The organism is Methanolobus sp. WCC1 (genome assembly GCF_045690315.1).
GTDB lineage: Archaea > Halobacteriota > Methanosarcinia > Methanosarcinales > Methanosarcinaceae > Methanolobus > Methanolobus tindarius.
On record NZ_CP146979.1, the window covers coordinates 1,983,127 to 1,997,227 of the forward strand.

At 35.7% G+C, this 14,101-nt stretch carries 13 protein-coding genes; 4 read left to right on the forward strand and 9 right to left on the reverse strand.

All coding sequences use genetic code 11. From position 1 onward, the window contains the following. Positions 1-3 precede the first annotated feature (3 nt). The 7 genes from V7O61_RS09565 to V7O61_RS09595 form a co-directional block, all read right to left on the reverse strand. A complete protein-coding gene (locus tag V7O61_RS09565) occupies positions 4-1,548 on the reverse strand; it encodes a hypothetical protein (RefSeq protein WP_407281978.1) in 1,545 nt (514 codons plus the stop codon). A 78-nt stretch (positions 1,549-1,626) separates the two neighbouring features. After that, a complete protein-coding gene (locus tag V7O61_RS09570) occupies positions 1,627-2,502 on the reverse strand; it encodes a glycosyltransferase (RefSeq protein ID WP_407281977.1) in 876 nt (291 codons plus the stop codon). A 6-nt stretch (positions 2,503-2,508) separates the two neighbouring features. Further along, a complete protein-coding gene (locus V7O61_RS09575) occupies positions 2,509-3,537 on the reverse strand; it encodes a DUF354 domain-containing protein (RefSeq protein WP_407281976.1) in 1,029 nt (342 codons plus the stop codon). After that, entirely contained in the window at positions 3,521-3,982 is a 462-nt protein-coding gene (locus V7O61_RS09580; protein WP_288068659.1) for an acyltransferase, read from the reverse strand. The genes V7O61_RS09575 and V7O61_RS09580 overlap by 17 nt, the downstream gene beginning before the upstream one ends. Positions 3,983-4,020: 38 nt before the next feature. Then, a complete protein-coding gene (locus V7O61_RS09585) occupies positions 4,021-5,208 on the reverse strand; it encodes a DegT/DnrJ/EryC1/StrS family aminotransferase (protein WP_407281974.1) in 1,188 nt (395 codons plus the stop codon). 15 nt (positions 5,209-5,223) lie between these two features. Beyond that, complete coding sequence (locus V7O61_RS09590) at positions 5,224-6,288, reverse strand: GNAT family N-acetyltransferase (RefSeq protein WP_407281972.1); 1,065 nt, start codon at positions 6,286-6,288, stop codon at positions 5,224-5,226. 48 nt (positions 6,289-6,336) lie between these two features. Then, positions 6,337-7,125: a hypothetical protein gene (locus V7O61_RS09595; protein ID WP_407281971.1), complete on the reverse strand. Its 789-nt coding sequence runs from the start codon at positions 7,123-7,125 to the stop codon at positions 6,337-6,339. A gap of 267 nt (positions 7,126-7,392) precedes the next feature. On the opposite strand from V7O61_RS09595, the gene artC reads away from it, so the two are divergent. Next, a complete protein-coding gene (gene artC / locus V7O61_RS09600) occupies positions 7,393-8,217 on the forward strand; it encodes an archaeosortase C (protein ID WP_023846224.1) in 825 nt (274 codons plus the stop codon). Positions 8,218-8,231: 14 nt separating this feature from the next. On the opposite strand, the gene V7O61_RS09605 is transcribed toward artC, so the two are convergent. Both V7O61_RS09605 and V7O61_RS09610 read right to left on the reverse strand, forming a co-directional pair. After that, on the reverse strand, positions 8,232-8,468 hold the full coding sequence (locus V7O61_RS09605) for a hypothetical protein (RefSeq protein ID WP_023846223.1): 237 nt from the start codon (positions 8,466-8,468) through the stop codon (positions 8,232-8,234). Between the two features lie 2 nt (positions 8,469-8,470). Then, on the reverse strand, positions 8,471-9,292 hold the full coding sequence (locus V7O61_RS09610; protein WP_407281969.1) for a M48 family metallopeptidase: 822 nt from the start codon (positions 9,290-9,292) through the stop codon (positions 8,471-8,473). 239 nt (positions 9,293-9,531) lie between these two features. On the opposite strand from V7O61_RS09610, the gene V7O61_RS09615 reads away from it, so the two are divergent. The 3 genes from V7O61_RS09615 (at position 9,532) to V7O61_RS09625 (ending at position 14,050) form a co-directional block, all read left to right on the forward strand. Further along, entirely contained in the window at positions 9,532-12,234 is a 2,703-nt protein-coding gene (locus V7O61_RS09615; RefSeq protein WP_407281968.1) for a DUF1616 domain-containing protein, read from the forward strand. A 124-nt stretch (positions 12,235-12,358) separates the two neighbouring features. Then, positions 12,359-12,889, forward strand: coding sequence for a PEF-CTERM sorting domain-containing protein (locus V7O61_RS09620; protein WP_023846220.1), 531 nt, complete (start codon positions 12,359-12,361; stop codon positions 12,887-12,889). Between the two features lie 114 nt (positions 12,890-13,003). After that, entirely contained in the window at positions 13,004-14,050 is a 1,047-nt protein-coding gene (locus V7O61_RS09625; RefSeq protein ID WP_407281967.1) for a M42 family metallopeptidase, read from the forward strand. Positions 14,051-14,101 lie beyond the last annotated feature (51 nt).

Genomic DNA, 14,101 nt, shown 5'->3' on the forward strand with positions numbered 1-14,101 from the left:
TTATTATGTTATAACATCTCTCCATATTGCTATTCGTGAGCCATCATAAATCTTATTGTAATGACTATCAACCACAAAAGTAACAGGTTTTGAATAATATTTATCTTGAACAAAATAATCAAACCCTTGTAGTTGATCTATATTAGATGCAGTTTGCCTAAGCCATTCCATTTTTCCAGATACAGTCGTTCCAGGCTTCACTGTGTATGGACCTTCAAAATAGAAGGCTTTGTCAAGGAAACCATATTCAACATACTCAATCTCACTCTCATTAATAAATCCGTATGCTAGATTTCCTGCACTGGCCGTGGGTGTTATAGGATGTCCTTCAGAAATCGCAAACATTCTACCCGTTTGGAACGCGGTATCTAAACCGTATGAATTATCTGGAATGTGTTCTCTACCCCATATTCCTGCAACATATGTTCCGTCATCCATATACCAAAATGATTCAGAATCTCCAGTACGATAATGATTAAAAAAGCCTGTAAAAGAGACAGACACCAATATAATTGTAACTAAAAAAACTGAAACTACTTTTTTATGGGAGTTTAAATCAACTATATTTACAAAAGAAGGACCTACAAATAAGATAATAAACAATAATAAGATGTAGGCTCCATAAATGTGAGAATATATAGCTGGCATGAACATAGTCAACAAACATAATAAATAAAGGTCATATGTGGACTTGTTCTTTTTAAATAAAGTATAAATAAATCCACCTACTGCAACAAATGCTATAGGACCTACTTGTCTGACTATAGTTATTGAGGAGGTTATAAGCCAACTATACCTAGAACCAGAACTAATAAGAGATCTACTGATAAAAGGCAAAATGATTAGTGCAAAAAGCATTATAATAAGAATATAAGGAGATAACTCTATTGCTTTAGTATAATATTTGGTTTTCTTTAATAAAACAAAAAACAAATATAACATAACAATAGGTAGCAATATAAAGCCATAATGGTGAACTGCAAATTGGAAAACCAGTAATATAAGCAACAACATTGTTTTTTTAGAGACTGCCATTTGAGATAAAAGCAAATAAATAAATAAGGGTAAAAAAATAATAAAAAGTCCTCTGCTACTAACTTCCCATGTAGAGAAAAGCATTACACCGGGAGCAACTGAAAAAAACAATGCTACAAAGTATTTATATGAAAACTTATTAGAGATTTTTCCTGCTAAAATATATGATGTAAATATAGCAATAATACCTGTAATCGTACAATAAACCAAGACAACTAATTCCATTTCTATAGATGTCAATTGATTTATTCCCGATAAGGCATATGGTACTGCACTAGCATATGAATAAGCATAAAAACCAAATACTGATAACCAGTGAACCCACCATTGCGCATCACCAAATATCGATATTGAATTGGCGAGAGAGTGAAGATAAAATGAATCATATCCTTTCTCATGCGGGATACTTGGAATCCTGAGAACTAAATTTAACAAAATTAATAGTAAGAAAAGGAGATATTTAATACCCTTTGATGTAATATCAATACTGCTCCTTGTAATTGGATTAGCCATATCATAACCTTTTTGATTAGAGAGATTTGCAATTTGCCCGTTAATATACAGCAAAACATTATATAAAAATATCTGAGCCTATTTGATCAAATAGTAATTAATTACTTCTTTATGTTTGTTTCGATAATAATGCCTCACTTCAGGTATATCTAATTTGGCTTTGTGGTGAATGACAGACGACAAATAACCATCCATATAAGCCAATCCAATGTAAAATGGATAAGAAAAACTATATTTTACAAACTTGAAAAAAACATAAAATGGGTGATAATCCCGGAAGTAGTCGGATTCACCTTTAACTCTGTATCCTTTCCACATTCCTTCAGCACTGCTTGTACGGCGGGTTTGTAAGCCAAGAATATCATCATATTTCCTCGTATCCCAGCCATTAAGAGTTGCCAGGACATTTGAAACGGCATCTGCAGAGTAACTTATTGGGAAACCTTTTGATTGCCTGAGACATTCTATCCTCCACATTCTAAGACCCCCAATTGGGAGATCATTTCTTCCTTTTTCCAGAGTTGAAAGGTCATCAAAATCATAGACAACGCTACCGCTTGCAACACCTAGATTTTTGTTATCTTCAAAGCGTGAAATGAGTTTTTCAAAAAACTGTTTTTCCAGAACCATATCAGCATCTATTAAAGAAGCATATTGGCAACTAGTTTCACATTCATCACAAATATCCATAGCTTTATTTAATGCCATGTTCACAATTCTTGCATAATGGAAACTCAGATCTCTCCGGGATTCTTCACCTTTTAATATCTTTATCCAGGAATACTGCTGCTCAAAATCTGCCAGTATTTCAGATGAACCATCTGTACTGCCATCATCATAAACAATCCATAACTTAGGTACTATGCTCTGAGATACAATCGAATCTATCAATTTTGGAAGATTTGAGATCTCGTTTTTACACGGCGTTACAATAAAATAACTGTTTGAAACCATAGAAAATCACTGTACCTTGTTTTCTATTTCATTTACTATATATTTAATAATATCATCCTTGTCAGCTAGCATAAATTGTCTCTTTTCTTCCCATTTATCCAGATAATCATTCTCACCAAATATAGAAATAGCTTTTTTTAACGCTTCATTTTTAGAACTAAAAGTATAACATAAATCATAATTATTTTCAAGATCATCCAGATATCCACGCCTTGTATTTGACACATATATCGCAGGTACACCTAGTATTGCAGCTTCTGAAGCCATTGTTGCACCTTCGCCGACACACATTTTTGAATAGAATAAGATATGATGAAAATCATCAGGATCTATATTTAAGCTATATTGACATATGATATTCCAGTTTGTTTTTTCTGAAAAGATAATTACTCGGCCATATTCACTCATTTTCTGAATAAATTCTTCTAACTCAGATTCCGAACTAAAAGAAAATCCCTGCGCACTCATATCATGATGAGAAGACAAAGCTGAAAGACGAAGGACAATATATGCCTTTTCTTTGAGTTCATATTTATCCAGAATTGATCTATCTGGAGAGAAATAAGAAGGAGACAAATATGCCAGTTCAAGATATGAATTAAATTTATTATGTTTAGTACCAAGATCAAGAGTAAAAGAATTCGAGGTATATACTGCGTCTGTAAACGGAAGCATCAAATTGATTGCAAAGCTTGCAATCTCAGTATCAATGAAAGCAATATGAGGTTTTCTTAGGAAACGGCTTACGTGGGCAGAATAAGGAGAACCAAAGCTTACAAAAATGTCCGGTTTGAAATTAAGAGCTTTTTTTAAAAGCCAGTAATCAATATATGGAATCCCAATAATTTTTGAAATAAACTTTGTGAAATGCGGACCATAATCTGCTTTAAGACCTTTTTTTTCTATTATTTTTTGAGTGTTCTCTTTAGCCCTTGCAATAAGTTTAATTTCATGTCCCCCTTCATGAAGGGCAGCAATCACATTCATAAAAACATTAATATCTTTGGGGTGACTCACATCAAGCATAATTTTCATCCACAATCACCTCACTCATTTTTTTAGCAGGCACTCCTGCAACTACAGTAAAAGCCGGAACATCCTTCGTTACTACAGCCCCGGCACCTACAATTGCACCTTCACCTATTGTAATATTTGGAAGTATTATTGCCCCTGTACCAATCCACGCATCATTTTCTACGACTATTTTCCCATAAACATTTTCCACATATGGTACTATACGTGACTTATTTGGAGAAGAAGCAGTAACAAATGTCACTCCGGATGAAATAGAAGCACGATCACCGATAAAGAGATTTTGTAGATCAGAGAGACGATCTATTACAAGGACATTATTTCCAATGTAAACGTCATTTCCAATGTTGTAAGAAGCATATCGATATAAAAGAATCCTGATACCATTAGAAGGAAACGTTGATGCAAAAAACTTAGCTATTTTTTTAATAATTTTATGCACAATCATAATAATAACCTTTTTCTTGCATATTAAAGACTTCTAATTTAGATATTTTTTTGAAATGAATAAGCGTCAATCAAACTTACTATTTTTGAAAGTTCCTTTTTTGAAAGAGTGTAATGATTTGGAATAGTCAATATTCTCCCAGCAATATCTTCTGTGAAAGAACAATCACCTTCATATCCATACTTTATTCCAGCAATTTCAGGCGTTTGACTGAATAATGTAGAAGAATCCACACCATTGGATCTTAAATAATCACATAGTAAATCACGCTGATAAGCTTCAGGAACTAAAATGGGGAACAAATAATAATTGCAAAGAGTATCTGGTTTTTCAAATGGAAGAGTTAACGGACTATGTCTTAATTCATTTAGCAAAAACATAGAATTATCTCTTTGTTTTGAAACTTTTGCATCGAATTTTTTTAACTTTTCAATTGCAACATACTTATCAGAACAATTTATTTTCTTGATGTCAAAGCTTTTCTTGTCCATGAGATCAACTTTTCCTTCAATGCTTAACCCTATTGGAAGTGCAAAAAGTCCAAACCATGGTTTGTGATAAAAAAAAGCCCGGGCATACATTACCATGATATGCATCAACTCTTCAGAAAGAGAAGGAGATTCACTGGAATTAATTAAGGATTTAAGATCATCAGTATTAGAAACCGTATTTGTGAAAATCATTCCTCCCCCACCGGCAGAAAGATACTTTGGAAGGCTAAAGCATGAATAATCACCAATAAGACCTGTGAGAGTATCTTTATACTCACTGAATATAGAATGGGCACAATCTTCAATAATAGGGATATCAGATGCAACCTCTTTAATTAAATCCATATCTGCCGGTCGCCCAAAAGTATGAATCACAATCAAAGCATCTATTTCATGGACTTTATCCGCTAAATCATCAGGATCAATAGTGTAGTTTTCATTGATATCAATAAACTTTGGAACATGGCCAGCCTTAATAATTGCATCAAAAACAACAGTACAGGAATATAAGGGAACACCTATTTTAGAACCTGGCGATAATTTAAGAGATTGTAAGATCAGACAAATACCTGTTCTGCTGTAATTTGCAAATTGAACATTGTCTGTTGAGAAAATGGAACTTATAACTCCATCATCCATTTCCTTCTTTAAGAAAATAGCACCTAAACCTGCAACCATGTCTTTCAGACGATAATCTATATTAAACCTGGGAATAAGAGATGGATTGAGTTTCATTTGAATCACAAACAATTAACCTACATGTTTCAATAGTTGAGGACCCAATACTTCTAGAACCGAATCAGGCATTTTCTTCCAGGTATTTCTGATGAAACTTGTCTTTGAATCATGCCTGTTTTGTGACATGAGTTTTGGTTGATGTGGATAATAATAGTAAGGAATCTTAAAATTATTGCATCCCCATTTCCTTTTAAAGCTCAATAAAGATTCATTATTTGGTTCAGTTCTTCCAAAATCAAAATATTTAAAACCATTATTACAGCCCCATTCTATTGATCTCCAATAAAGAAGATTATTGGGCATAAGAGAGTTATAAGCATCATTAGATGCAATATATGCAGGCATAACTATGTCTTTATATGTGTAAAACATGAGAGTGGATATTACATTATCTTCATGTTCAGCAACCCACAACTTAACTGCTCCTTTATCTTCAAAACTATCCATTATTTTTTTGAAGAACTTAAATGAAGGAGCAGGAGAACCATGTTTTTTACGAGTTAATATTTTTAATTTATGATGAGCCTTCAAATCGCTAATATCAGTCTCGGTACGAATAGTTACGTCTGACCTGATAGCTTTATTTACCGCCCATCGTGTCCTTCTGGAATCAAGTTTTTTCCAGTTATCGTCCGGATTTGAAGAAAGATCTAAAATACTGGTATGAAAATAAAGATTCTCAATCAAATTACTGTTTTTCACAACATTTTCAGAAAGCGGATTAAGCATCTTCATTTCTGCATATTTACATCCCAGATCATCAGCCACCCTCTGTGACTCCTTGATCAATTCCAGATATGCATCATCAGAAGTTGCTACTGGTCCACAATGATAAGAAAAAGGCAACGAAACTATACGATTACCTGTTATCGGGCTCTTTATCTGGAATAGAGGGAAAACACCACATACTTCACCATTGTCTTTAGCTAGCAGATACTTTGATTTGAATTTGTACTCGCTTGCCAGTATATCACGCCATTCAAGTGTATGCCATATACCTGTATGATCATGAGAAGCAGTAAATTCCCTCCATCCGTCTTCATTACCATTATTTAATAATTCAACATCCATTGACATATAGTTTCCACCTGAGTATAAATTTGTATAGAGATTGCCACCTGATAATTATGGCCTGAGTTTCCTGTATTGAATAATCCCGGCCTTGCCAACATTCTTGAGATTCTGGAAGACAAGCTCTTTGGTCCAACCCAGCATTCCATCACACCACCTGTTAGGATGTGCAAGGATACACATCTGCTCAACCTCTTCACGCTTCACAAGATTAATAACATCATCTGTAGATTTTATGGTTTTCCCATACCTGACACTCAGTTCATTATCAGGACTTGCAAGAACATCCTTTACACGGATATTGCGATCCGCCCAGGTTCTTCCGGTATCTGTGAGATAAAGCACCTTGCTGTAATCAATGGAAAAATAAGGTTCACCTACAATACCAAAATCTGTATAATTATGATCCTTCCAGAGATCCCTGTTGGACCACGAAGCAAAAGGATTTCCATGCATGCATGCAGTTGTAACCTCAGCATATTTACGTAGGTCTTCCAGTTCTGCTTTGAATATTTCCAGAGCCTTTTCCTTATCACCCTGTGCTTTGTCCATTACCTCATAATGGAAACCAACTTCATGACCAAGGTCGGCTACTTCTTCAATAGCTGAAGGGATAAAAACATCTTTCACATGTCTGAAATAATAAGTTGATCTGACACCATATTCTGCTTCCAGCCTTGCCATATCAAGGTTCCTGTCAACTGCACGGTCCACATCATGACGTAGTATGATGCACTTTCCTTCTGGTGATGACAGATAATCAAGGACTGGCAGAGGTTTATATTCCGTAGACCCTATTGCTTTAATAAGTTCTTCATATTTGGATAATGTGAAATCTCTCAAGACAGAACCTCAGTGTTAGATGATAATCAATATGTACATTTTAGTGTTTAAGTAATCAAATTCAACTGATGTGCATTAAGTATTATTGAAACAGGAACTCCCATAGTATATTACAATATCACCCTGTTATTTAGACGGATTACTAAACAGAGACAAAATATAAATTATAAACTATATAAAGTTAGCACCTGCTCAAAAAATGATGATGATGAGGACTTCAGTCAAATATATATATCATTTTAATGATTCTGTAAATGGGTACAAAAAATGCAAGATGAAAACAAAAACTTAGTAATTATCCTATTAGTACTTGCACTTTTCACGGGGGCAACAATAGAACTCAGTGAAGGTTCTACCATAATGGGTGTAATACTTTTTATAATAGCTGCAATCCTGATTTCCAGAATGAAATTAAAAGGAACAGAAGGATTACAGAGTTCAAGGAACTTCATGCTCATAGGTGGGTTCATTGTAGCTGCAGACCTTATATTTAACTATGTAAACAGCAGCGAACTGGGAACACTTGATTCAATGGTTTTTTTCCTTGGAATTTCATTGATAGCAATGGGTACAGGGAAAAAGGACCTTAAGCAGCTTGGAGAATTTGGATTTTATATATCCTCTGTGTTTACCGGATTATACTTAATATTCTATTCATTCTTCGGACATTTCAACATTGATTTCCTGCATCTGTTTGACCATTATTTTGTCCTTATGCCAACTGTGGCATTCATAAAAATGTTTGGAATCCCAATAGAAATAATAGCCACAGAAACTGTTATCTTGTATGGTGCTGAGCCCATGACCATAGTGATAGGCGGACCTTGTTCCGGACTTTATTCAATGTTCCTGTTGATAGGCATTGTTGCCGGTTATTCAAGAATTGAAAAAATGGACATGAAAAAGACATTTGGCTTATTGGGTTTTGCAGTTCTTATCGCATATATTGCAAATCTTATCAGAGTACTTATTTTGTATATCACTGCATACCTCTATGGAATGGACGTTATGATGGTAGTCCACACACATATAGGCTGGATGATATTTGCAGTCACTGCAGGCGGTATCATGTACATTATAAACAGAAAATAAAAAATAGAATGCATTCAGCGTTCTATTAATCTCTTTTTGAATATCCTGATTAAGATGAACATCATAACTATAACAGTGCCCATATAAACAAAACTAAGTCCCAATACAAGCAGGAACTTAAAATCTTTTAATATAAAAGTAATAGCCACAATAAGACCAAAAAGAATGATTGAATAAGAAATAAAACTGAACATCATTGCTTTTTGCCAGTCTTTAAGGCTTGTATAAAAATAATTGATCTCTGTAAACATGTTTAAACCTCAACCCCATCCGTTCTTTTTCTAATAATCTTTTCCTGACTTACACCAGTCCCTATGGCATCAATGGCTTTCAAACGTGAAGAAAGATCAGGCTTCATATCAAAGAGAGAGAGATGAATATCAAAAAATGAATTGACCTTGACAGGGTTCATAGCATACAGATGTACATGCCCGGGGTTAAAATACTCCATGGAATTAAGCAGTATGTCATTATATAGTCTTTTTAATGCAGATGATAATTCGACTTTTTTACCCATCATTCTAACTGCATCAGTATCAGCTTTTGAAGTGGAATCAGAAGCTCCAGCGTAAACAATCAATGAACACGGCAGCATAATGACCCCCATAACGACAAATCGTATGAATTTTGGGGCGGGATCGTTCTCCTGACCAAAGCCAGCAAGCATAGCCATCCATAAGGCAATAGTTGAAAATGAAGCAATGATACCTGCAACTAGTGCTACAAAAGTGTTTTGAGCCACCTTTCCTTCTTTTATGCGGGATAGTTCCCGTGCAAAGATCATTTCCAATTCACCCTTTTCCAGAAGATCCAGCAACCTGCGGGAAACAATAATATGAGATTTTCTCTTTGAACCAACTGTGAAAATTACAGGAACGGATGATTCAAATAAATGAATTATTGGCTTTTTTACAGAGAATACACTACAAAGAGCATCTAACATTTCAGAGATATTCCCAAATTCCCCGGATGGAAAATCATGACATCCATACCACTTCAAAATAAAACGTGATGAAGAGAGATAGATAATTCTGCACAATATGAGGACGATACAAAAACTCAAAATTCCCGGCACCAGACCTCCTAAGTAAAATGAAATTGATACTACAGGAAGAGTAATTATAATAAGCAGAAGATATATCCATACATTATTCCTAATGGTGATCCCTCATTTTTATATTAAAGCTGTTTTATTCCAAAGTTGGTATACAATGGCACCCTATACTTATATATTTTAGCAAATAATTACATTCAACCCATAAATATTTCATTCATATTTCATAACCAGAATAACTTACAGGAACAAGTGAATAAATGTTTGGCAAAAATAAATGCAGATACACCCAGGATCTGAAAATCATATATCTGATATCATTACTATCAATCGTGTTTATCCTGGTTCCGCCTTTCAGTGAAACCCCATTAAGGATACCTTTTGCATTGATATTGATATTTTTTGTACCAGGGTATGCTTTTATTTCCGCCATGTTCCCCGGAAACCGGGAAATCTCTGGAATTGAAAGATTCACACTAAGTGTTGGTTTTAGTATTGTCATCATGGTTTTTGATGGATTCCTTATCAGCCTTACTGCATGGAAATTCAGGCCAAACTCAATTACCTTTTCACTTGTATTACTTACTTTCATATTTGGAATTATAGCTTATCTGGCAAGGAAACGCCTTCCTGTGGAGGAGCAGTTTAGTTTTTCTTATAAAGATTTTATCCGCTCTCTTACAGAACCTGAAACATGCAATGATGATATGGAAGAAGGAGAAATTTGTTACGATGAAACTGTAGAAGACAAGCGTTTTGCTGCCAGGAATAGGAAAAAGATATCATCTATGCGCAAGCCATCCAGGGATAAAAGTAAACCTGCATTGCAAACCAGTGAAAAGTTATCTCCCGAGATAACAAAAACACTTATAATAGCAATGGTGCTTTCAATTATCGTTGCCGGTTCAATGTTTGCCTATGCAAAAGCCACCAGGGAAAAAGAAACGTTCACAACATTATACATATTGGGTCCGGATGGCAAGGCTGAAAACTACCCGGAGAATTTCTCAACCAGTGATCCTATACAAATTATTGCAGGTATCGAGAATTTTGAATATGCGAAAGAAAATTACACGCTTGAAATAACTCTGGACGATACTACAGTCAATACTATTGAAATAACCTTGGACCACGAGGAAAAGTGGGAAGAAGAACTTACAATAACCCCTGCAAAATCAAAGCAGGGAAAGCAGAAACTGGAACTTGCACTATATAAAGAAGATTCAGAAGGTCGTGCATATAGAACAGTGCATCTCTGGGTAAATCAGGTATTAAGCACTGAGCCTGTCACAACAAAAGAACATGAAGTAATAGATTTCGTAGAAATAATAAACCCATCTATGGAATCTGAAGACGGATGGGAATTTACTACCACAAATGACACAATAGGCACAGGTTACTACTTGAATGAATCTGGAATATATGCATCACAGGCCTATGTCATTAATGCAAGTTATGAGGGAATAATTGATCAGTATGCTACACACACACTGGAACAAATAATATACAGCGAGGAATCTGCCGATGTAATCCTTTCCTGTTATCTGAAGGACACATACACCAAAGGCACTGAAGACAAAGATGAAACACAGTCAAAGAGAATTGTGTTTAACAGGGAACTTGTCTGGATTGACGGTGTTAACGGTGATGAAGGATGGCAGCATATTGAGGTTCCTGTTCAATTACAGGAAGGAAACAATACACTTTCCTTTATACTTCTGCAAGGAAGATTACAGCAACTTTATCCTGTTGAAATGATAATAGATGAAGTTACGTTCATACCTGAATCAGCATTATCACCATACATAAAGGAAGATAACACAGTAGAATTTGAACTTCCCGATTCAAAAGTACTGGCACTTCCAAAAACTAGTAATTCAAAGTTCGTTGTAGAGTGGAATGGAACTGATTCGGGATCTGGAATTTACTACTATAACATACAGTACTCCACTGATGGTACCACCTGGAAGAACTGGATTACAAAAACAACAATGACTTCAGCAGAGTTTGAAGGAGAACAAGGAACAACGTACTATTTCAGATCTATAGCTGTTGATAATGCATTGAATAAAGAAATAGCAGACTCTAATCCGGATTCAAGCACAACTATTGATAGTTCTGCACCGGAAATTGAACTGGACATAACACCAAATCCTGCAACAGAGACAACATACCTGACAGTAGAGTCTAATAAGGAGTTATCTGAGGTAAGATGCATAGTAACCCCACAAAACTTCGGTTCCGCAGAAACAATAATTCTTGATACAGAGGATTACATAACATGGAGCAGTAAATACACAATAGATGTTCAGGATACATTCGATATTGAAGTAATAGCAACAGACTACTCCAACAATACAGCATATACATTTGGCACATTATATACTGATGAATCATTAGAAGAACTGACAATTGCTGTAATCCCTGAAAAGACTTCAGAGGATGCAGAACTGCGTATATCAGCATCTACAGCTTTAGAAAAAGAACCAACAGTAACTATAATTGATAGATATGGGTATGTAATAGAGACAACCTATGAAAGCAAAGACGATGATGAATATATATATAGTATAGAAATTGACGATGATACTCATGATGGTGTTGCGAGGATTATTGCAAAAGCAAAGACTGTTAATGATGAGCAGCTTTACGAAGAAGATACTTTTGTAATTGACAGAGAGGAACCTGAAATCGAAAGTTATTCACCTGAAGACGGAGAAACAATTTCAACAGGCACCTACACAATAACCGCATCATACACTGACGATAGAACAGGCATTGACAAGACACTATTAGTCTTGAAGGTGAATGGTGTAGATGTAACATCTGATACCGAAATTGGATATAGTTCACTGTTCTATCTGGCCAATGACTTGTTGGATGGTGAAAATACTGTAGAATTAACTGTGGTTGATCAGGCAGGTAATTCAATAAAAGAAGAGTGGACATTTTATGTATCATAATAAAAAAGCAATATCATCATAATGATGAGTATGACATCAGACAGGGATTGCAAACATATATATAGAAAAAATACAAAGGAAGCATAACAGTAAAAATCTTTGAAATATAAGAGGTGGTACGAAAATGAAGAAAATATTAGTAATGCTTTTTATAGCTATAATAGCTATGGCAGGAACTGCATCTGCCTACCAGGCAGTTTTGTATGATGCAGCCGGAAACAACGTTGCAGCAAACCCAGTACTTCTGAAGCCAGGAGAATCAATAGTACTCAGTTATTACGCTTCATCAATAATTCCAGCTGAATACAATCAATTTTTCGAATATACAATTGAAGAAGTAAGTGTAAGAGCAGGATCACCAGCAACAGCAGATGCAAGTGACGTGACTATTGAGTTCAATACTGCATACAATCCAGATGGATTTATTCCAGGTGGAGCCAGTTACATGGATGAAGGTGTAATAACAGTCTCACTTGATGAAGATGCACCAGAAGGAGCACGTTACTACATAGAAGTAGGTGCAGGTGGAGAAACCGTAGAATTCCAGACAGCTTCAAGAACTATTGAAACTATTCCGGAATTCCCAACAATTGCACTCCCAGTAGCTGCAATCATCGGTCTCGCATTCTTCATGCAGCGCCGCAAGGAAGAGTAAGTAAATTAACTTACTCCTTTTTTCTCTTTTTTATTCTAGTTTTAATTCATCTACTCTAAAACTTATATTCTTTTAAACCCATACTTCCCTGAATAACATCAGAAGATGATAATCATGGAAGAATTAATCACAAAATTATCTAATGCTCATGGGATATCCGGTAGTGAAGGAAACATAAAAACCATTCTTGAAGAAGAGCTCAAACCTTATGTTGATGAAATGAGAACCGACAAAATGGGAAATCTCATCGCAACCAGAAAAGGTGAAGGGCCTTCAATAATGCTTGCTGCACACATGGATGAAATTGGCCTGATGGTCAAATACATAGATGACAATGGTTTCCTCAAGTTTGTAAAAATAGGAGGGTGGTATGACCCAACCCTCCATAGCCAGAGAGTCATTGTCCATACTACAAAAGGACCAATACCAGGCGTAATTGGATCAAAACCACCACACGTTATGAAGCCAGAAGACAGGAAAAAACCTCCTGAAGCAAAAGATATGTTCATCGACATCGGTGCAAAGGACAAAGAAGATGCTGCGAACATGGGCATAATAGTCGGAACACCGGTATCCATGGACCGTGAAGTGAGAAAACTTGCAAACGGAAAAATAACAGGCAAAGCATTCGACAACAGGGCAGGCTGTGCAATAATGATCGATGCCATAAGACAGATTGCTGAACTTGACATAAAAGCAACCATTTATGCTGTAGGAACCGTTCAGGAAGAGGTCGGACTTAAAGGAGCACGTACCTCTGCGTTCGGACTTGATCCTGATATAGCAATAGCAATTGACACTACAATCCCAGGAGACCACCCAGGCATGAGCAAGAATGAATCCTCACTTGACACTGGAAAAGGTGGAGTTATTACAATAGCTGATGCAGCAGGAAGAGGCATAATTGCAGCACCACAGGTCATCAAATGGCTTGTTGAAACCGCAGAAAAGAATGAAATTGATTATCAGACAGATGTCGGTGATGGTGGCACAACAGATGCAACGGCGATTCACCTTACAAGAGATGGAATCCCATCTACTGTAATCAGTGTTGCAACAAGATATATCCACTCCCCTGTGGAAGTCCTTGACCTTGCAGACCTGCAGAGCTGCTCAGATCTTATAGCAAAAGCAATTCTTAGTGTGAATGACTATTTTTAGAATTAATTAGTTCAACTTTTTTGCGGGGATATCTATCCCCCGCTCTTTTTC